We start from the raw sequence: 19468 nt of genomic DNA, 5'->3' as shown, positions 1-19468 counted from the left end.
ACAGGAAATTGTAAATATGTAGCAAAAATTCAAAGGAGGAATTTTTTCATGTCACATGAAAACTATCAAAAAGTAATTGATGCTTTACATGAATGTATGGAAGCGTGTAACCATTGTTATGATGCATGTCTTCAAGAAGATGATATCAATCCGATGGCTCAATGTATTCGTCTTGATAGGGAATGTGCCGATATTTGTTCTTACTTAGAGCAAGCATTAGTGAGGGGAACTCCTTTCGCAGCCCAACTCGCGAACGTCTGTGCAGAAATTTGTGAGGCGTGCGGAAATGAATGTAAGAAACATAATCACGATCACTGCCAAAAATGTGCGGAAGCTTGCTTCAAGTGTGCGGATGCATGCAAAAGCATTGCATAAATGTAAGAATAGAAAAGAAACCACAGCTCGGTAGCTGCGGTTTCTTTTTTTGTGCTTCATATACCCTCAGGCCATTGGCCCGCCAGACCAAAACATTTATTAGTGCTTATGATGGTGGGACTGGACAGGTGTTTCATTAATTGTTGATTGGCTGAAATAGTTGCCGGTGAGCATATATCCAATAATAAGGATGCTTATGAAAAGTGGTTTAATGAACCATTTCCTATTCACATTTGATTTGTCTGACTGCTTGTTTAAAAAAATGCCAAACAACATCAAAGAACATAAAGCGAAAACCATGAATAGTTGAACTAATAAATACGAGTCTTCAAGTGGAAGCATAGCCCCAAGCATAACTCCCATCATCCCACCCATAAAGCCTGACATAGCTCCTTCGAAGGCAGGGATGAAGCCAAGGGTGATTCCATTCAACCCACCAAGGAAAAGCCCTGAACTGATGCCTATCAATGTAGCTAACAATAGATAATCAGTATAAAATACGGCTAGACTTATCCCTAAAAGCATGGTCGTACTTGTCCCGGAAACCATGGCAATAACCTTCCTCTCATGCTCTTTAAGATGTTTGAGAAATTTCTTTCCTAAAATCATAGAAGCTACTGAAATGGAAGTCGCTGTAAAGATAGAATAGATCAAAAAATAGCCCATAGTACTGCCTCCTTATATATCTAAATTTATGGCAGGCAGTACTGAAAAAGAATAGGATGGGTGCTGAGCATCTTCGGAGTGCTTGATTGGATTGAATAGCTGAGTAAATTCATTTCGAAACTATAATAAATTGATGGGTTTATTCTCCTTGTGATACGGTTAGTTTAGACCTATTACCAGGGAGGGGAACATGATGAATTATAAACATTTATTAATCATATTCATAGGAATTATATCCTCGTTCGCGCTTGTAGGCTGCAGTAGTTCCGAACAAGTATCAGAAAAAGATACGGAAGAACAAGTGGCGGACGAAACGACTGAAAATGAATCCGGTTCAGAAAATGAAACCGAAAAAGGTGAATCTGAAGATAAAAGTAAGGACTCTTCAAAACAATCGGATGAAGAAAAACATATGTACGATGAAAATAACAACGTGATTGAAGTGTCAGCTTATGAGATGGGTTTCGATCCGAGCGAAATCACTTTGAAAAAAGGTGTCGAATATGAGTTGGTTTTGATCAATGATGGGGATATGTTCCATGATCTGACTACTACTGAATTAAAAGCGGAAATCACCTATAAAGGGGAAATGCCGGATCACCCTGAATCAATGTCCATGCTGGATGAACTGTTCGGTGTAACTAAAGTTCATGCCGCAGGGGATCACGATGGGCACCATAAAAACAGTTTCCACATGAATGCGAAATCGGGTCAAACGGTGAAACTTAAATTCATCCCTTCTGAAACAGGTGAATATGAGTTTGTATGCACAGTTCCCGGCCACGAAGAAGCGGGCATGACAGGGACATTTACAGTAGTGGAATAAAAGAAAAAAGTCTGTTCCTTGTAAGCAAGGAACAGACTTTTTATTTATTCGATATAATCAGGATAATCCGTAATGATTCCGTCTACACCTGCATCAAGAAGCGCATTTGCAGAATCGCGATCTCTTACGGTCCAAGGGTGGATCTCCATATCATGATCATGAATGCGGTCGACGAGGTCCTCATCGACCATTTTTTTGCTTGGGTTCACATACTCGGCATAGCTTGAAAACTCATTCATCTCTTCGCTTGAAATTCCTGCTTCATCATAACCGATTAAAACGCCAACAGGTACTGAAGGAAGAATGGAATGGAACGTCTGAACGGAATCATGGTTGAAAGACTGAACAATGATTTTTTCATTGTTCGGTTTATGTAATTTACGTTCCTTCAGTTCTTCAGCAATTTTCTTTTCAATACCCGGATACAGAGAAGGGGATTTGATTTCAATCAAGATACCTGATTTTCCGCGATACTCATCCAGTACTTCGCTCAAAGTCGGAATTTTTTCCCCTGTAAACTCCTCTCCGAACCAGCTTCCTGCATCAAGAGACCTCAACTCTTCCAATGTCAGATCTTTTACTTTTCCACTGCCGTTCGTCGTTCGGTCGACGGTGGTGTCGTGGATGACCACAATTTCTCCATCTTTACTCATCTGCACGTCGATTTCGAATAAATCTGCTTTCATATCTACAGATTTCTCAAAAGCTGCCATCGTATTCTCTGGTGCATACCCAGATGCGCCGCGGTGGGCAATCGTCAATACTTTGTTTTCATTTTTTTCTGCCTGCACGGTTTCCACAGGCTGAAAGAACAGGCCTGCCATCATCGCTGCAGTCAGCACAGCTGATACGATTTTTTTCATTACAATCACTCCTTCATATGTATGTCATGTTCAGGTTAACAGCGCTCTATAAAGGGAAGATTAACAGGTTGTAAGGGAAGTTTAGATTTCTATGACAAAAACTGAGAATATCAGACTAAATGTTGTTACATTCTTACTGAAGGGGAATAAGAAATCATTGTAGAAGTAGAAGACTATGGAAGTGCTGGGGAAGGAGTATAAAACTATGGAAAACGAACATGTCCTCGTAATCGGGGGGACCGGAATGTTGTCCGGTGTATGCCGCTGGCTGGCCGAAGAAGGAGCGACTGTATCGGTCATCGGAAGAAGTAGAGAGAAGCATAAGCAGTTGACGGATCTCTTGGAAAAATCTGAATCTATCAATCCGCTGATTGTTGACTATCAGGACTATTTGAAAGTGGAAGAAGAAGTGAAGCGGGCCCTTGACCGTATCGGTCCTGTTTCCAAAGTGGTCAGTTGGACGCCTTATAACCAAGTGCTCGAATTCATATTGAAATTAGTGAGTGAAGATCAGGGTTCGTACGACCTCTATCAAGTTTTGGGGAGTCGTAGATATTTTGAAAAAAACACATTAGTCTTGCCATCAAATTGTAACCACCACTCGATCTACTTAGGGTTTATCATTGAAGAAGAAAAATCGAGGTGGCTGACACATGAGGAAATATCAAATGGTGTCATTGAAGGTATCAAGACACGTGCACAAGAATACATCGTAGGGACCTTAGAACCCTATGAAAAAAGGCCGCAGTAACAAGGGAGATTGCCATGAACTTAAAAGAACTTGCAGAAGAAACGGCAGCTATCTATACTCAAAATCCTAATATTGATGCAGTTCTACTGGCTGGATCTGTAGGTAGAGGATGGGACGATGATTTTTCAGATATCGAATTACATATCTTCTGGTCCGTTTCTCCAAGTGATGAGGAGCGGAAGGCACCGATCTATCAATTGAAAGGAGAGTTATTGTCCTATTACCCCTATGAAGATGAAGAGTGGTCGGAGTCTTATAGGATTGAACCGGGTATTAAGCTTGAAATCAGCAACTTCCTGACGACGACGATCGATAAAGTCGTGCATAGTGTAGTGGAAGATTTCAATATCGATTATGATTATCAGTGTATTGTTTCCTCTATCGTGGATGGGGAAGGCCTCTATGGTCATGAAATCATTGATGAATTCAAAAAGAAATCAAGCATCTATCCGAACGAACTCGCTTACCAAATGGTACAAACCCATATGGACTTAGGAAACCGTTGGAACAATCGGTATGCACTGCTTCACAGGAAAGACTGGTTGATGCTCTATGATGTAATCAATCAAGTACAAAAGAATTTATTCGGAGTTTTATTCGGGTTGAATCATCTTTATGTCCAACACCCTTCCTTCAAGTGGATGAACGAGACGATTCAAAAGATGAACATAAAACCTCTTCATTTCGAAAAGAGGTTGGAAGGTCTATACCAGGGGAATCCAGAACGTGCCATAGTTGAGTTGGAAACTCTTTATGAAGATGTAGCCGCACTCACTGCCGTTCAATTTCCGAAAAAAGAAGATTTAGAATCAAAAGACGCCTTGTCATAGGCGTCTCTTTTTTGTATTACGCCATAAGTAGTATTGCAATCTACTACTTTCCGCGCCATTAAATACACATTTCACAGGATAGGATTGTGGAAGTGGTGGTGGGATAATGGAAAAGTATAGTTATCAGAAATTTCAGTATAAAAGGAGTGGGTGATGGTGAAAACGAAGAATAACCCCTTATTGATTCTAGTGTTAGCTGTTTTATTATTCAGCTTTATCTATCCTGCAGGCCTGATCGGTGCTGCATCAGGAACAGAGAGGGCAGAAGTAGACCAGCATTTGAAAACGAAAATGGAAACGACAGATGGTCTGATCAATGTCATCGTTACTTTCCATGGAGATCAAGCACCGACGAAACAACAGGTAGATGTGTTGAAAACTCTAGGTATTGATACAGGAGTGACGATGCAGTCGCTGCCGATTGCAGGAGTGCTTGCGGATGCTGATCAAATCAAAGAGCTGAGCAGCCATCCGGAAGTTCGTTCTCTTTATCTCAATCGGGAAGTCGAGTTTTACAATGGAGATGCGACTCATCTTACAGGAGTGGACAAAGTCCGGACGGATGACTGGATGAGAAAAGCCAACGGAGGTCTCCCTGTGACAGGTAATGGAATCGGGGTTGTGGTAAACGACAGTGGTGTCGACGGTACACACCCTGACCTGGAGTTAGGGGAAAACCTGGTTCAGAACGTCTTAGGAACGACGAATATGCCGATGTCGACTGGTCTGGCTCCTGTCGTCTACCAGGAAGATGTTGCGAATACCGATACCAATTCCGGTCACGGAACCCATGTGGCTGGAACCGTTGGTGGTACAGGAGAGGCTTCATCCGGTTTATATGAAGGAGTGGCGCCGGGTGCGGATTTGATCGGATACGGGTCCGGCGGTGGTGTGTTGATTCTTGATTTAGTCGGGGGATTCGATTATGCCATCACCCAGCAAAGCCGTTACAATATCCGCGTCATTACCAACTCCTGGGGATCGAATGATGACTTTTTCAAGGACGATCCGGTGAACGTGGCAACTAAAAAATGCTTCGACCGGGGAATCACGGTTTTATTCGCAGCAGGGAATGCGGGCCCGGACGAAGATACGCATAACCCATATGCGAAAGCGCCATGGGTCATTTCAGTTGCTGCAGGTAAAAAGGACGGAACGCTAGCGGACTTTTCTTCACGAGGAACAAGAGGAGTCAGTGAAACATTTGAAGTAGACGGTGAGACATGGACGTGGACGGACGAGCCGACCGTTACAGCTCCTGGTGTGGATATTATTTCTGCGCGGACATTATCGCCGGTCGGAGTTTTGAATACGAATAAGGATAAAGATCATATTGAAGCAGAACATCTTCCTTATTACACGATGCTGAATGGAACTTCGATGGCAACCCCGCACGTGGCTGGTGTGGTCGCTTTAATGCTCGAGGCGAACCCGCTTTTATCTCCAAATGAGGTGAAAGAAATCATAGGGAAGACAGCTACGAATATGCCGGGCAGAGAAGGTTATGAAGTAGGCAGTGGTTATGTGAACGCCTATAATGCAGTCGATCTGGCAATGAATGAAGAAAAAGATTATGGTACGACGATCAATAAAGATCGATCTTTCCATGCTTCTACATCCATGGATGTGATCAGAGAAAATTATGAAATCGACTACAGCCCGACATCTGAAAATGAAATTTCTTTCTCTGTGCAGGAAGATCAAGCTCAGCTTGTAGCTAAAATGTACGCCGATGGAGATACGTACACAGAAGAGGGAGGAAATCCGCTCGTATTTTCCATTACAGCCCCTAATGGCGAAGTCTATGAATCTGGATTCAATCCAACGTACAGTATCGATCTGGTCAATACGATCACAGTCGATCAGCCGGAGGCAGGAGAATGGAAGCTTGAGGTGAGTGCCTACCCAGGTGCCGCTTTACCTGAAAAAGTCGTCGGTACGTTGACACAAAAAACGGCACAAACGATCTCGGGGCTTGGGGATATTGACGGCCATCCTGCAGCAGAAGCCATCCGTGTTGGAATTGAAGAGCGATTATTTGATGCCCATCAGGGTGGTGAATTCAACCCTGACCACATGCTTACCCGAGAAGAAATGGCTTCCTACTTGGTCATGGGTTCCGGGATACGTCAGGTGGAAAAGAGAAATGACGATGCTTTTGTGAATTCCGTGTTATCGAACGGAGCAGCGTTGAAAGGGGACTACTCCTTTGACGGCGTCATGAAACTTCGTGAAGACGGCTCTTTCGGTGGTTCTGATAAAGTCTCGCGTGCAGACCTTGCGTATTCCCTTGTTCAAAGCTTAGGACTGCAGCAACAGGCTCAGGATTTTTCAGGGGAATTAACTGTCGCCTATAAAGGGGAGAGACTACAAGTTAAGGATGGGGATGAAGTTCCTGCCCACTTGAAAGGCTATGTACAATTAGCGGTGGATCTTAATATTATGAATGTCTATTTCAGTTCTACTCAAGGCCCTTATGACGAAGAACCGACGATCCATGCGTCATTCAAGCCATCCAATGAAGTAACACGTGGAGATTTCGCGGTCGCAATGACTCGCTTTTACAACAATTATTAAGTATTGGATTAGTGCAGGTCTCTCCAGCTTAGAGGCCTGCTTATTTATAGTTGAACTTCAAGCGGTGGGAGATTTTCAAGAAAAGTAGTGTTTATGAACCTTGGTATGATAATCTTTTAGTGTAGAAAAAAATGATGTGAGGTGTTCAAAAATGGAAAAGAGTATTCTGAAACAGTACGACATAACACGATCATTTTTATTGATGGGTGCAGAAAAAATCACGGAAGAGAATGCGGATATCATTCCGAATGGGTATCCGAATTCACTGCGCTGGCAGCTTGGCCACGTCTATGTATCTCTAGAGTTTTTCGCTTTCCGTTTAGCCAGAGAAGATGTGCATATCCCGGAAGGATACAATGAAATGTTCGCCCGCGGGACAAGCCCTGAAGATTGGACGACTGAACCTCCGAAAGTGGAAGAGTTGAAGAAGCTTCTCTCTGAGCAGAAAGATCGTCTATCAAATACATTCGAAGGTCGGCTTGATGAAGAGCTTTCTGAACCATTCCAGGCGGGTCCATTCCAATTGGATACCATCGGAGAAGTGATTCTGTTCGCTCTTCATCACGAGAGTGAACATATTGGAGTAATTAAAGGATTAAAGTGTGGAATCAAAGGACAATAAGTGAATTAAAAGAGGCTGACTATGATGTCAGTCTCTTTTTTATTTTTTGAGTTGGTTTGGCAGATGAAGAAACATGAAGAATCCCTTGTCACAAAAGAGAATATACAAGCTTTACTACATGAAAAAAAGTGATAAAGAGTAACGACTAGCTAATTTTGTCTATTAATCTCCTTGACAGCGTTTTCAGAGTGTTGTAAATTGTAAACTATAAGTTAACAATGTGATGGAGAATTGGAGACTCACACTGCAAAGAGTACATTACAAGATGTAAAGTACTCTCGTTAAGTGTGTGTCTTTTTTCTGTCATAAAAAATTAAATAGGAGTGAAATCAATGTCTATTTTTGCTTCAGAATTAATTGGAACAATGATTCTTATAATCTTTGGTGGAGGCGTCGTAGGCGGCGTTGTATTAAAAGATTCAAAGGCTGAAGGAGCTGGATGGGTAGTCATTACCATCGCCTGGGGCTTGGCTGTTACTATGGCTGTTTATGCTGTAGGTAACTTCTCTGGAGCACACATTAACCCGGCTGTTACTTTAGGACTGGCTGCAGCGGGTGAGTTTCCATGGGCTAAGGTTCCTTTATACGTGACAGCTCAAATGATCGGTGCCTTCATTGGAGGAGTGGTTGTGTTCTTCAACTACCTGCCGCATTGGAAGAAGACCGAAGACCAAGGAGCCAAACTTGCCGTGTTCTCGACTGATCCCGCTATTAGAAGTCCTTTTTCCAACTTGGTGAGTGAGATGGTCGGTACATTCGTGTTACTGATGGGCTTGATGTTCATTGGAGCGAATGAGTTTACAGAAGGCTTGAATCCATTGATTGTGGGAGCGTTGATCGTTGCCATCGGGATGTCTTTAGGTGGAGCGACAGGGTATGCAATCAACCCTGCCCGTGATTTGGGACCTCGTATTGCACACGCGCTTCTTCCGATTCCAGGTAAAGGTGGATCGGATTGGGGTTATTCCTGGATTCCAGTCGTAGGCCCCATTCTAGGTGGTGTGTATGGCGCATTATTCTATCAAGCTATTTTTCTTGGAAAATTCTCGATTTCTTTTTGGGGATTGAGTGCAGTTATGGCAGTCATCCTCGTTGGAGCTGCTAAATCTGAACTGCAAAAAGGAACCACGACCGCAGATAAAGCAGAACGAAAAGTTAGTTAAAATAATATAATGGAGGCGATGAACAATGAAGGAAAAGTATATTTTATCATTAGACCAAGGAACAACAAGTTCCAGAGCGATTTTATTCAATAAAGCGGGTGAAATCGTAGAAACTGCTCAGAAAGAATTTCAACAATTTTTCCCTGAGCCAGGCTGGGTCGAGCATGATGCAAATGAAATCTGGACTTCTGTACTTGCTTGTATCGCTGATGTATTAAGGATTGCAGACGTAGAGGCCGATCAAATTGAAGGAATCGGCATTACCAACCAGAGAGAAACGGCAGTAGTATGGGATAAGAATACAGGAAAACCAATTTATAAAGCGGTCGTCTGGCAGTCCCGTCAGACGGAAGACATCTGCAAAGAATTGCGAGCGGAAGGACACAATGATTTATTCAGAGAAAAAACAGGCCTTTTACTAGACCCGTATTTCTCCGGAACAAAAGTGAAGTGGATTCTTGATAACGTCGATGGAGCAAGAGAAAAAGCGGAAAACGGGGACCTTCTTTTTGGAACAATCGACACGTGGCTTGTCTATAAACTCTCAGGTGGAAAAGCCCATGTTACAGATTATTCAAACGCATCCCGTACACTGATGTTCAATATTTACGACTTAGAGTGGGACCAGGAATTATTGGATATTCTATCCGTTCCGAAAAGTATGCTTCCTGAAGTTAAACAATCATCTGAAGTGTACGCACATACGACAGATTACCACTTTTTCGGGCAGGAAGTGCCGATTGCCGGTATCGCCGGTGACCAGCAAGCTGCACTATTCGGTCAGGCGTGCTTCGAAAAAGGGATGGCTAAAAATACCTATGGTACAGGATGCTTCATGTTGATGAATACAGGGGAAGAAGGAGTCTCTTCCGACCATGGACTTCTGACAACACTCGCCTGGGGCGTTGATGGAAAAGTCGAATATGCTTTGGAAGGAAGTATTTTCGTTGCTGGCTCTGCAATTCAGTGGCTTAGAGATGGATTGAAAATTATTGAAAATGCTGCTGAAACAGAAGAACTTGCCACTTCAGTAGAGTCTACGGATGGTGTCTATCTGGTTCCTGCTTTCGTAGGGTTAGGTACGCCTTATTGGGACAGCGATGCACGCGGGGCAATGTTCGGACTGACACGTGGTACTTCTAAAGAGCACATGGTACGTGCCACTTTAGAGTCACTCGCTTATCAGACAAAAGATGTGCTGGATGCAATGATTGCAGATTCAGGAATCGACTTGAAAACACTTCGCGTTGATGGTGGAGCCGTAAAAAATAACTTCCTGATGCAGTTCCAGAGCGACATTTTGAATGTTCCTGTCGAGCGTCCGGTACTGCAGGAGACAACCGCATTAGGAGCTGCCTACCTGGCAGGACTTGCCGTCGGCTATTGGAAGGATAAAAATGAAATCGCAGAACAGTGGAAAATCGATCGTACTTTCAAGGAAGAGATGAAAGAAGAAGATCGTGATCGTCTTTACAAAGGATGGAAAAAAGCTGTAGCTGCAACAAGAGAATACAAATGATGATGAGGGGAGCCGATCGCTCCCCTTTTTTGTTTAAATTCCAGGTTCAGTTGTATAATGTAAAGTTTTTTTCTTTATACAAGTTTTAAAAAATAAAATATTCTTGTTCTTATAAAATTATGGAAAACTATTAAAAAAAGGTCTTTAGACCTACAAACAGAAAATTGTAAATATGTTAAGATTTTTGTATTTTTAGTACATTTAGCCTATTCCTTTTTTCTCGTGTTCGCAATAATATGTATTCAAGAGATCAGACGGACAAGTGTAAAGACATCTGAATCTCGAAAAGGCAGAGCAAGTGAAAGCTTGTGACGCAAAGCTACAGGGGCTAAGGTGAGTCATCTCACTAAGCCAGCCAGTTACCGAAAGATTCAGGGTCTTTGGAAGATCAACGAATGAATAAGTTGTAAACTCCCCTCTCAACCTATTCATTTGTTTTTTCCTACCAACCCCACCTTTCGGTAAAGGTGGGGTTATTTTAGTTTTAGGGAGGTGAGAGGTTGAAACTTGTAAACCTGGATAATGAAGAAGTAATCGTCGAAAGCTTGAGAGGAGCTTACCACTTTTTCACCCGTCTCCGTGGTTTGATGTTCACCGATAAGCTCGACTCCGGCTCTGGTTTACACATCAGACCCTGCCGATCCATCCATACGTATTTCATGAATTACCCGATCGATGTTTTGTATTTGAATAAAGACAATGTCATCGTGGCTGTAGAAGAAAAGCTTGAACCAGGCAGAACGGGTAAAAGGTATGCCGATGCTTACTCAGTGGTAGAGCTTCCAGCCGGAACCCTGATGAAGACTGGAACGGACATCGGTCATCGATTGATTTTTCAACCCAGTCATTCAAACGTTGGAGTACCTGAGGGTTCGATATTGGAAAAAACGAAAATATAAGGAGGAAAAAATATGGTAGATAAGTTAAAAGGTTTAGTAGTGGAAGAGCAGGGACAGGGTATGACAGAGTACGGGTTAGTTTTGGGAATCATCGCTGTTGCTGTCGTTGGTGTTTTGGCAACACTTCGAGAAGAAATTTTGAGCATGTTTGAGAGTGTAAAGACTTCAGTAACGAATCGCGAAAAGTAGAAAAATATAATAACTGAATTTCGTAATCATTCATTTTTAACTTTTTCAAATTAGAGCTTTCCTAAGGCATCTTTTAAATATGGGAGGCAAAGTCTTTTTCAATAAGACGATAATAGTCCACAAAGCCTTACGTAGACATACGTAGGGCTTTTTTAAAACAAATTGGTGAGGGATCCATTTTGACTACACTAGACATTTTATTGATTCTCGTATTACTTATTTGTGCAGGCACAGACTTGAAGTCTAGGAAAATATATAATTTCGTCACCTTTCCAACTCTAGGGGTCACTTTCCTGCTGCACGTAATAACGAATGGCTTTCCCGGTCTATTAGGTTCTCTAAGTGGCTTTTTTATTGGGTTAGGCCTGTTAATCATTCCTTATTTGATGGGAGGAATGGGAGCCGGAGATGTCAAACTTTTGTCAGTTATAGGGGCGATCAAAGGTGTGTCCTTTGTATTGATCACTGCTTTTTACATGGCGTTACTCGGTGGAATATTAGCTATACTTATTTTGCTTTTCAGAAAAGGTGCGGTGGTCAGGCTGAAAAGCATTTTTTACTCTTTCATCAGTTTGATACACGGAGTGAAGGTTCCGCTTAGTATTGATCGTAGTGATTTAACAGCTACTTATCCTTACGGAGTCGCCATTGTAGGTGGAGCATTTGTGACATTGTTCACGAAAGGAGCTGCCTTCCCATGGTAAAAGATGAGTCTGGGCAATCGCTTGTTGAAATGGCCCTTGTTTTACCTGTCCTCCTTTTACTTCTTGTCGGAATTGTGGATGTCGGACGTTTGATTTATTTCTATTCCCATATGCACTTAGCTGCACAGGAAACCGTTCGGCTGGGGGGACTTGGGGAAGGCGATGCTGAAATGAGGCAGTTTGCCAGAAATTATGTTTCATTTCAGGATTCTTCTTCTTTAGCTGTTGATATTTCTCCAGAGGAAGCAGGTAGGGAATCCGGAGAATATGTAAGCGTCCAGTTGTCCTACCCATTCAAACCCGTGACCCCTTTTGCTGATCAAATATTCACAAGTCCGTTACAGATTCAAACGGATTCTACGATAAGGGTAGAATGAGGTGAAGAAAGTGAAAGGTAGAAAGTTTCTACATGAAGAAAAAGGAAATGCTCTTGTTCTGGCAACTCTTTCTTTGATGGTATTACTGACTATCGCAGGGGCTGCTATAGATGGCGGGATGTTATTCATGACTAAGAGTCATTTGCAAAAATCGGTGAATGCAGCAGTTCTATCTGGAGCCCAGGAATTAACTTATGATCAAGAGAAAATAAGTCAAGTCGTAGACGAAGTCTTGTTACTCCATGATTCCAACATACAAAAAGAGATTTTATCAGTTATTCCTGAAAAAGAATTGAGGGTAGGTGTCAATAAACCAGTGAAGTTGGCTTTTTCATCTTTATTAGGAATTGAAACTGTAAATGTCTATGCTGAAGCGGCTGCGGAATTAGGGACGTTAGGGAAAGCTGTCGGAATTGTTCCTTTAGGAATAGATGAGAACGTAAATCTGGTATATGGGAAAAAATATAGCTTGAAAGTGGATTCGAAAGGTGTGGAGTATGGTAATTTTGGCATTTTAGCCTTGGGTGGCCCTGGAGCTGACAGATATGAAGAAAACTTCAGATATGGCTATCAAGAAGAAGTGAAGATAGGGGATATCTTCGAAACACAAACGGGTAACATTGCTGGAAAAACAAAGAAAGTCGTTCAAGAAAGGGTCAACGGTTGTGCTGAAAACATGAATAAAGTAACGGCAAAAAATTGCTCCAGAGTCGTGCTTATCCCTGTATATAGTGAACATAACCGTCGGTCCAATCAATTGAAAGAGGTTATGGTTAAAGGCTTTGCCTATTTTTACATAACCGACCCTTTCAATTCTAAGGATACATCGGTTTCTGGTAAGTTTATTAAGCTGGCAGGACCTGGATCTGCTGATGAAAGTGCAGTAGATAAAGGTGCGTACAACATAAGACTGACGAAGTAGGTGGAATGATGAGATCCAAGATCATTTTGTTCTTAGCCTTGATCATGGGCATAGTCACTACGTTTCTATTCTTTAATTATATGAAACAGTTTGATACAGCAAAAGCTATCAACGAAAACACTACTGAAGTTGTCGTAGCGAGTTCAACGATTCTGGAAAATGAACGTATCTCTTCCGACAAGCTGAAGGTGGTTCAACTACCTACAAAGGGACTTCATTCTCAAGTTGTGAAGTCTTTGGAGGAAGTGGATGGGAAATATGCGACAGCTGCGATTGAAACAGATGAACCTTTATTGCTTCATCGTATCAAGGATTCAAAAGAAGAGCAGTTATTTGTATCAAGAAAAGTCAAAGAAGGCTATCGAGGGGTATCCATAGGCGTTGATCTGGTCAGGTCTGTTTCGAACTTGATTGAACCTGAAGATGTCGTCGATGTCATAGCTTCAGAAAAGGAACTTGTTGAAAGTAAAGAAAAAGTTAATTCCAAGCAAATCTTATCTGACGTCACAGTCCTTGCGATCGGAAGGCGGATGAGTGAGGTGAAGAGTGATCAGGAAGAGTATGTAGAATATACATCCGTCACATTGGAACTCAAACCTGCTGATGCGGTCAAATTGGTCGAAGCATCTGAGAAAGGAAATATACATCTGACTGTCCACTCGAGAATCAACAAAGGTGAAAATGAGGACAAGGGGTCTGACAGCAAAGAGTAAGGGGGATTAAGATGACAGGCGAAACGATGCACCACCAACCTTCAAAAAGAAAAAGAGGTGAAATGATAGCCGTATGTAGTGCGAAGGGTGGGGTTGGAAGGACTACATTAACGGTGAATCTAGCCATCTCTCTCTTTAAGAAAAATATCAAAGTGGGCATCCTGGATGGAGATTTTCAATTTGGAGATATCGGTCTCGCCCTGGATCTTCAATCGACCTTCAGTATGAAAGATGTCATGGAAGAGATTGAAAACATCGATGAGTTTTCTCTTGGGAATTATTTATGTTCCCATGAATCAGGTGTGAAAGTATTACCTGCTCCCGAACGTCCGGAATACGCCGATTTGGTTACCAAAGAACGTGTCAATCGAGTCATTGATCTTCTCCTTCAGCAATTGGACTATCTTGTAGTCGATACGGGAGTGGGGTTACAGGAACACACGATTGATTTGATAGAAAAAGCAGACCAGATCCTGATTGTCACCAATTTAGAAATGGCCACCTTGAAAAACACGAAGTTACTGATCGAAACACTGGAGGTATTAGGTTTGAGTCATAAAGTACAGCTGGTCATCAACCGGGCTGATATGGAAAGTGTGATCGGAGCAAATGATGTGAAAGATATATTGAATATTGAGGACCCTTTCTATATTCCGAATAATTTTCAGGTCGCCTCGCAGTCTTTGAATATAGGGATCCCTTTTGTAATCAACCAAGGTAAGACGGATATAGCCAAATCCTTTTTCCGGATGGCTGAACAATTGACCTCAAGAAGAGAAATCTCATTCATAAAAGAAAAGAATCCTAATGTGCTCTCCAAATTACTCGGGTTCAAGTTAGGGAAGGGAGGGTCTTATGAATGAGTCTTTTAAAACGAATCAAAGAAGCGTCACCTGAAGAGAGAGTGGAAGAGGTTTTGGAGGGTCAATCGTTGATCGAACATCCAGAACCACCGAAGAAGGATTTGATTGCAGCTTTCCGTGAAGGACGACCTAAAGAAACTGTAAAACCAGAGGAACGGAAAGTGGATAAACACCAGGAACTGAAGTCCATCCTTCATAAAAAAATATTGAAAGAAATGAAGGAAAATCAAGACGTTGAAGAAATCATTCCGAAAATTGATGGAATGGCTATGGAGATCATCAAGGAAGACGAAGCCTTCCGCGGTCGTATAGACAGAAAGAGGATCGTAGACGAGTTGATCAACGACTTGACTGGCTTCGGACCTATCAACCCGTTACTTCTCGATGAAAATGTATCTGAGGTGATGGTCAATGGACCGGATCACGTCTATTGTGAGCAGAACGGGAAGCTGAAATTGACTCGTATCACGTTTCGGGATGATGAACACGTAATGAGTATCATTGAAAAGATTGTGTCTCCCTTAGGGAGGCGTATCGACGAAAGCAGCCCTATGGTAGATGCCCGCTTACCGGACGGGTCGCGCGTAAATGCCATTATCCCGCCATTAGCTCTGAATGGCCCCACTCTTACAATAAGGAAATTTTCTAAAGATCCTTTTACAGTTGAAAACCTGGTGGAGTTCGGTACGCTGAGTGAAGAGATGGCCGTGTTTATTGAAGCGTGTGTAAAAGCCCGATTGAATATTTTCGTCAGTGGGGGGACAGGCTCTGGAAAAACGACGACACTCAATGTTTTATCGAATTTCATCCCGGATGACGAGCGGATCGTCACGATTGAGGATGCAGCCGAATTACAATTGGGGCAGGACCATGTCGTATCTTTAGAGTCCCGTCCGCCGAATATTGAAGGAAAAGGTTCCATCACCATCCGGGACTTGGTACGTAACTCCTTGAGGATGAGGCCTGACAGGATCGTCATCGGTGAGGTGCGTGGTGCCGAAGCATTGGATATGCTGCAGGCGATGAATACCGGACACGACGGATCTCTCGCCACCGGGCACTCCAACAGTCCGCGCGATATGCTTTCCCGGTTGGAAACAATGGTCCTCTTAGCGGGAGTGGATCTGCCTGTGAAAGCGATCCGAGAACAAATTTCCGGAGCGATCGACCTCATTATCCAACAGTCCCGTTTGAAAGACGGTTCGAGAAAAATTGTCAGCATCACGGAAGTCCAGGGGCTTGAAGGGGATGTCATCGTTCTACAGGACATTTTCACCTTCCAGCAAACCGGGATTTCCGAAGAAGGAAAGATTTTCGGTAAACTCATTCCGACCGGGGTCCGGCCAAAATTTTATGACAAGCTTGAGACTTCAGGAATACACATTCCGGCAAGTGTCTTTGTCGAGGAGGAATGGTAAATGAAGTGGTTTCTGCTCGCAATGATTCTATTTTCCACCTTTTTATTTTTTTCGGCTCTTTTTCAAATGATCTTTTTTTCAGATAAACGGATGAAAAAAAGATTGGAGAGGTACTTGGATCAAGACGAAAAGAAAGGGTTTGATCGGAAGAAGTTCACGTTGGCCCTGCAGATCCAGTTGGCTCAAAAAAACATTAAAGACAGAATGCTGACCAAAGAAAAAAACTCAAAGCTTGAAAAGTCTCTAAGTCGTGCCGGTATGGCTTTGAAGCCTGAAGAATACGTCCTCCTGCAATGGCTTTCGATCTGTATGGGTGGAGGATTGTTTTATCTGGTTACCGGTCAGTTATTGTTCGTTTTCGTCGGAGCGATCTTAGGGCTTCTATTTCCGAAATGGTATCTTTTGAATAAACAGAAGGTTCGTTATCAAAAATTCAATGAAGGCCTTCCGGATATGCTTTCTACCATTGTCGGGGCTTTGAGAGCAGGATTCAGTTTTCCGCAGGCTTTGAAAACGGTCGTAGATGAATCGCATAATCCCATCAAAGATGAAATGGAGACGGTACTGAGGGAAATGAAATACGGAAGCAGTATGGAAGAGTCCTTACACCGCCTATATGATCGAATGCCCAGTGAAGATTTGGACCTTATGATCCAGGCAATTTTAATACAGAGGCAGGTCGGCGGGAATTTAGCGACTGTGCTCGAGAAAATCATGGATACGATTCGCGAACGGACGAAAATCCAAAGGCAGATAAAAACATTAACGGCTCAAGGTAGATTATCCGGCATTGTCATCGGATTACTTCCGATTATACTCGCTCTGGTTCTTTTTGCTATAGAGCCTGAGTATATCGGAACGTTGTTCACGCATCCTGTCGGGATTGCGCTGCTTATCGCAGGTGCTATCTCCGGCAGTATCGGTTTCTTCTTGATTCGAAAGCTCACAACGATTGAGGTGTAAGCAGTGATTTATATGACATTTTTTTTCTTCATCACTTTACTTGTTTATGGTTTAGTCGTTTATCAGGCTGAAAAGCGTTCCCGAATAAACAAGCGTTTATCAACTGTGTTTATGGGTGAGGGTGAAATGGCCTCCACCTTGGAGTCAGCTCTTAACGAATCAAAGGGAGCTCATCCTCTCGGTGGAATTTTTTCAGCCTTGTTCAAGCAGCTGAAAAGAGTTTTTCAAAGAAAGTTATCAACGGAAAAAGCGGAAAAATTAGATGTTAAATTATTGAAAGCAGGCAATCCATTTGGGATGACGGCGGTGGACTTTAGAATCATCCAGGTGGGCTTATTTTTACTCATTCCGGTCGCTACCACTGTCTATGGTGTATTACTTGGCTTGCAGTCTTTATTATTAGCACTATTAATAGTAGCTGGAGTTGCTCTTGCACATTATCTACCTCACTATTATTTGAAAAAGAAAGCACAAATCCGGAGTAAGAACGCCTTGAAAGAACTGCCTGACTTTTTAGATTTATTGACAGTCAGTTTAGAAGCAGGGTTGGGATTTGATGGGGCCATCAGCAAAGTGGTTATGAAAAAACACGGTGTATTATCGTATGAATTCAGAAGGTGTCTGGAAGAAATCAGGCTTGGGAAAACAAGACGGGAAGCGCTGTCTGGTATTCGAGAGAGGATTTTATCCGATGAAATCAAGTCTTTTATCAGCAGTATCATCCAGGCGGAGAAGCTAGGGGTAGGGATTGTGCAAGTGTTGCGTGTCCAGTCTGCAGAAGTAAGGGATCAGCGAAAACAAAGAGCGGAAGAAGCGGCTATGAAAGCTCCGATCAAAATGCTTTTTCCTCTTGTTCTCTTCATCTTTCCGAGTTTATTCATCGTTTTATTAGGCCCGGCTCTTATTCAATTCATATCTACTTTTTCTGGCCGATAGATTCCTGTGGAATAAGTAAAATCAACATTTATTACTAACTTGATTTTTAACTGAAAGACTCTGTTAAGTTTAGTGTTGATTTATTCGTTTTGAGACTCTCTAGGTGCGCGGCCCCTTCCCCGACGACTCTGCACTGAATTCAATTCTTTTTTAAAACAGAAAATATCAACACCAGCCTTTAACAGAGCCAATTTAAAAAGCTGGATCCTTAAATCAGGATCCAGCTTTTTTTGCAGTCATTTATTTGAATACGCCGAACGCTTTTCCGACCGGCAGAGTGACCTTTCCGAAATGCGTGTTCAAGACGCTTGCAGCTGAACCATAGAAACTGAAGATCGCAATCAAGAATTCAGAGATCGCCGCAAATTGGTGCATCGCTTCTTCTGCAATTCCCAATGTAGAGAATGTCAGTCCAATAAATAGGAAATCGATAAGTACAAAAATGATGAACAATACTTTGTGGGTTTCCATAGCGCCGATGGTCATGAAAATACTGAATATCAAGTATCCGATGAAGGCGATGCCCAGCTGTTTTGGATCAGCAGCGGCAGCAGCAGCTTCTCCGAAGACCCCGTACTGGATCAACCAAGAAGTTCCTACGCCTAACCAGAATAATCCGAAAGCTCCGAATGCAGTCGTTCCGAACGTATTGTTATGTTTTGCATCTAATACACTAGCGATTAATTGAGCAAATCCTCCGAGAAAAATCGCCCATGGGAGAACGAAGGATACGCCATCAGTCCATCCGAGCTTTGCTGATGATGCTACAAGTGTGACCATTGCCAATCCGAACAACCCGAAAGCGGAAGGGTCAGCAGATGTCATTTGAATTTTTTGAGTCGTTTGCGTTTGATTCATGATGATACCTCCTAAAAAACATACTTGTCTAACTTACCTCATGGAAAGGTGGTCATGCAATAGAAAATTGTATGTAAGCGAAACTTTCACAATTTCATATGGAAGACTGAAAAGCATAGGTGTATGAAGGGATAGTGATGTGGACATATTAATTAAAAATGGATATTTCGTTAGATTATAGTAGATTGTTGAGCGAAAAACCCAAGCTCTTTTTCTTACTGTTAATATCCTGATTAATATAGAGAGTCATTTGTATCTCAGAAAAAGAAGGGGATTTCTATGATTGAAAGGTATATCATTTATCATCAAGAAAAGAGTGGTGTGGTCAGGCATGTGACCATTTATTCCTCCCACCGTCAAAAAGCGAAACAGATGTTCCTGAAGAAACACCCGAACTCCAAAATTATCAACATCCATCTTGTGTAAAAACAGTT

22 protein-coding genes and 1 riboswitch are annotated in these 19468 nt (G+C 42.4%); of the genes, 19 read left to right on the top strand and 3 right to left on the bottom strand.

The genetic code is table 11. The annotated features are described in order from the left end of the window. Positions 1-48 precede the first annotated feature (48 nt). The gene (locus LCL89_RS05105) at positions 49-375 is read left to right on the top strand and encodes a four-helix bundle copper-binding protein (RefSeq protein WP_197315799.1); all 327 of its coding nucleotides are present in this window, start codon (positions 49-51) and stop codon (positions 373-375) included. Positions 376-474: 99 nt separating this feature from the next. Here the strand turns inward: LCL89_RS05105 and LCL89_RS05100 are convergent, their stop codons facing one another. Then, the gene (locus LCL89_RS05100) at positions 475-1041 is read right to left on the bottom strand and encodes a hypothetical protein (protein ID WP_224808303.1); all 567 of its coding nucleotides are present in this window, start codon (positions 1039-1041) and stop codon (positions 475-477) included. 193 nt (positions 1042-1234) lie between these two features. Here LCL89_RS05100 and LCL89_RS05095 point away from each other — a divergent pair, with 193 nt between their 5' ends. Beyond that, positions 1235-1867 (top strand): plastocyanin/azurin family copper-binding protein, encoded by a 633-nt coding sequence (locus tag LCL89_RS05095; RefSeq protein WP_224808301.1) that lies wholly within the window; start codon positions 1235-1237, stop codon positions 1865-1867. A 44-nt stretch (positions 1868-1911) separates the two neighbouring features. Here LCL89_RS05095 and LCL89_RS05090 read toward each other — a convergent pair whose 3' ends face one another. Beyond that, positions 1912-2730: a glycerophosphodiester phosphodiesterase gene (locus LCL89_RS05090; protein WP_224808291.1), complete on the bottom strand. Its 819-nt coding sequence runs from the start codon at positions 2728-2730 to the stop codon at positions 1912-1914. Between the two features lie 205 nt (positions 2731-2935). Here LCL89_RS05090 and LCL89_RS05085 point away from each other — a divergent pair, with 205 nt between their 5' ends. From LCL89_RS05085 to LCL89_RS05010, 16 genes are all read left to right on the top strand, one after another. Then, positions 2936-3481 (top strand): SDR family NAD(P)-dependent oxidoreductase, encoded by a 546-nt coding sequence (locus tag LCL89_RS05085; protein ID WP_224808289.1) that lies wholly within the window; start codon positions 2936-2938, stop codon positions 3479-3481. Positions 3482-3495: 14 nt separating this feature from the next. Next, a complete protein-coding gene (locus tag LCL89_RS05080; protein ID WP_224808279.1) occupies positions 3496-4311 on the top strand; it encodes a DUF4037 domain-containing protein in 816 nt (271 codons plus the stop codon). 156 nt (positions 4312-4467) lie between these two features. Next, on the top strand, positions 4468-6888 hold the full coding sequence (locus LCL89_RS05075) for a S8 family serine peptidase (protein ID WP_224808277.1): 2421 nt from the start codon (positions 4468-4470) through the stop codon (positions 6886-6888). Between the two features lie 151 nt (positions 6889-7039). Then, complete coding sequence (locus LCL89_RS05070; protein ID WP_224808275.1) at positions 7040-7510, top strand: DinB family protein; 471 nt, start codon at positions 7040-7042, stop codon at positions 7508-7510. A 332-nt stretch (positions 7511-7842) separates the two neighbouring features. Continuing rightward, positions 7843-8673, top strand: a complete 831-nt coding sequence (locus LCL89_RS05065; protein ID WP_224808273.1) for an MIP/aquaporin family protein — start codon at positions 7843-7845, stop codon at positions 8671-8673. A gap of 25 nt (positions 8674-8698) precedes the next feature. Next, positions 8699-10192, top strand: a complete 1494-nt coding sequence (glpK, locus tag LCL89_RS05060; protein ID WP_224808271.1) for a glycerol kinase GlpK — start codon at positions 8699-8701, stop codon at positions 10190-10192. Positions 10193-10470: 278 nt separating this feature from the next. Next, positions 10471-10559, top strand: a riboswitch (cyclic di-GMP riboswitch). 133 nt (positions 10560-10692) lie between these two features. Beyond that, on the top strand, positions 10693-11091 hold the full coding sequence (locus LCL89_RS05055) for a DUF192 domain-containing protein (protein WP_197315810.1): 399 nt from the start codon (positions 10693-10695) through the stop codon (positions 11089-11091). A 12-nt stretch (positions 11092-11103) separates the two neighbouring features. Then, positions 11104-11280 (top strand): Flp family type IVb pilin, encoded by a 177-nt coding sequence (locus tag LCL89_RS05050; protein ID WP_224808262.1) that lies wholly within the window; start codon positions 11104-11106, stop codon positions 11278-11280. Positions 11281-11459: 179 nt separating this feature from the next. Beyond that, the gene (locus LCL89_RS05045) at positions 11460-11984 is read left to right on the top strand and encodes an A24 family peptidase (RefSeq protein ID WP_224808253.1); all 525 of its coding nucleotides are present in this window, start codon (positions 11460-11462) and stop codon (positions 11982-11984) included. Beyond that, positions 11978-12361, top strand: coding sequence for a TadE/TadG family type IV pilus assembly protein (locus LCL89_RS05040; RefSeq protein ID WP_224808251.1), 384 nt, complete (start codon positions 11978-11980; stop codon positions 12359-12361). Before LCL89_RS05045 ends, LCL89_RS05040 begins: the two co-directional genes overlap by 7 nt. A gap of 1 nt (position 12362) precedes the next feature. After that, the gene (locus LCL89_RS05035) at positions 12363-13283 is read left to right on the top strand and encodes a TadE/TadG family type IV pilus assembly protein (RefSeq protein WP_224808249.1); all 921 of its coding nucleotides are present in this window, start codon (positions 12363-12365) and stop codon (positions 13281-13283) included. A gap of 5 nt (positions 13284-13288) precedes the next feature. Continuing rightward, positions 13289-13996, top strand: a complete 708-nt coding sequence (gene cpaB, locus LCL89_RS05030; protein WP_224808247.1) for a Flp pilus assembly protein CpaB — start codon at positions 13289-13291, stop codon at positions 13994-13996. Between the two features lie 11 nt (positions 13997-14007). Beyond that, on the top strand, positions 14008-14859 hold the full coding sequence (locus LCL89_RS05025) for an AAA family ATPase (protein ID WP_224808246.1): 852 nt from the start codon (positions 14008-14010) through the stop codon (positions 14857-14859). Next, entirely contained in the window at positions 14856-16277 is a 1422-nt protein-coding gene (locus LCL89_RS05020) for a CpaF family protein (protein ID WP_224808235.1), read from the top strand. The genes LCL89_RS05025 and LCL89_RS05020 overlap by 4 nt, the downstream gene beginning before the upstream one ends. Further along, positions 16278-17240, top strand: a complete 963-nt coding sequence (locus LCL89_RS05015; protein WP_224808234.1) for a type II secretion system F family protein — start codon at positions 16278-16280, stop codon at positions 17238-17240. Between the two features lie 12 nt (positions 17241-17252). Next, positions 17253-18176 (top strand): type II secretion system F family protein, encoded by a 924-nt coding sequence (locus LCL89_RS05010; protein WP_224808232.1) that lies wholly within the window; start codon positions 17253-17255, stop codon positions 18174-18176. Positions 18177-18416: 240 nt separating this feature from the next. Here the strand turns inward: LCL89_RS05010 and LCL89_RS05005 are convergent, their stop codons facing one another. After that, entirely contained in the window at positions 18417-19034 is a 618-nt protein-coding gene (locus LCL89_RS05005) for an acetate uptake transporter (RefSeq protein ID WP_206760628.1), read from the bottom strand. Between the two features lie 279 nt (positions 19035-19313). On the opposite strand from LCL89_RS05005, the gene LCL89_RS05000 reads away from it, so the two are divergent. After that, complete coding sequence (locus LCL89_RS05000; RefSeq protein ID WP_197315818.1) at positions 19314-19460, top strand: hypothetical protein; 147 nt, start codon at positions 19314-19316, stop codon at positions 19458-19460. The last annotated feature ends 8 nt before the right edge of the window (positions 19461-19468 follow it).

The sequence above is a fragment of the Halobacillus yeomjeoni genome (genome assembly GCF_020171525.1).
GTDB lineage: Bacteria > Bacillota > Bacilli > Bacillales > Halobacillaceae > Halobacillus > Halobacillus yeomjeoni.
Note: the sequence above shows the minus strand (reverse complement) of the source record. Positions and strands in the feature narration are given on the sequence as shown.

Coding starts and splice junctions, on each gene's coding strand:
- LCL89_RS05105 (WP_197315799.1), top strand. CDS start 49: ATGTCACATGAAAACTATCAAAAAGTAATTGATGCTTTACATGAATGT.
- LCL89_RS05100 (WP_224808303.1), bottom strand. CDS start 1,041: ATGGGCTATTTTTTGATCTATTCTATCTTTACAGCGACTTCCATTTCA.
- LCL89_RS05095 (WP_224808301.1), top strand. CDS start 1,235: ATGAATTATAAACATTTATTAATCATATTCATAGGAATTATATCCTCG.
- LCL89_RS05090 (WP_224808291.1), bottom strand. CDS start 2,730: ATGAAAAAAATCGTATCAGCTGTGCTGACTGCAGCGATGATGGCAGGC.
- LCL89_RS05085 (WP_224808289.1), top strand. CDS start 2,936: ATGGAAAACGAACATGTCCTCGTAATCGGGGGGACCGGAATGTTGTCC.
- LCL89_RS05080 (WP_224808279.1), top strand. CDS start 3,496: ATGAACTTAAAAGAACTTGCAGAAGAAACGGCAGCTATCTATACTCAA.
- LCL89_RS05070 (WP_224808275.1), top strand. CDS start 7,040: ATGGAAAAGAGTATTCTGAAACAGTACGACATAACACGATCATTTTTA.
- LCL89_RS05065 (WP_224808273.1), top strand. CDS start 7,843: ATGTCTATTTTTGCTTCAGAATTAATTGGAACAATGATTCTTATAATC.
- glpK (WP_224808271.1), top strand. CDS start 8,699: ATGAAGGAAAAGTATATTTTATCATTAGACCAAGGAACAACAAGTTCC.
- LCL89_RS05050 (WP_224808262.1), top strand. CDS start 11,104: ATGGTAGATAAGTTAAAAGGTTTAGTAGTGGAAGAGCAGGGACAGGGT.
- LCL89_RS05040 (WP_224808251.1), top strand. CDS start 11,978: ATGGTAAAAGATGAGTCTGGGCAATCGCTTGTTGAAATGGCCCTTGTT.
- cpaB (WP_224808247.1), top strand. CDS start 13,289: ATGATGAGATCCAAGATCATTTTGTTCTTAGCCTTGATCATGGGCATA.
- LCL89_RS05025 (WP_224808246.1), top strand. CDS start 14,008: ATGACAGGCGAAACGATGCACCACCAACCTTCAAAAAGAAAAAGAGGT.
- LCL89_RS05020 (WP_224808235.1), top strand. CDS start 14,856: ATGAGTCTTTTAAAACGAATCAAAGAAGCGTCACCTGAAGAGAGAGTG.
- LCL89_RS05015 (WP_224808234.1), top strand. CDS start 16,278: ATGAAGTGGTTTCTGCTCGCAATGATTCTATTTTCCACCTTTTTATTT.
- LCL89_RS05010 (WP_224808232.1), top strand. CDS start 17,253: ATGACATTTTTTTTCTTCATCACTTTACTTGTTTATGGTTTAGTCGTT.
- LCL89_RS05005 (WP_206760628.1), bottom strand. CDS start 19,034: ATGAATCAAACGCAAACGACTCAAAAAATTCAAATGACATCTGCTGAC.
- LCL89_RS05000 (WP_197315818.1), top strand. CDS start 19,314: ATGATTGAAAGGTATATCATTTATCATCAAGAAAAGAGTGGTGTGGTC.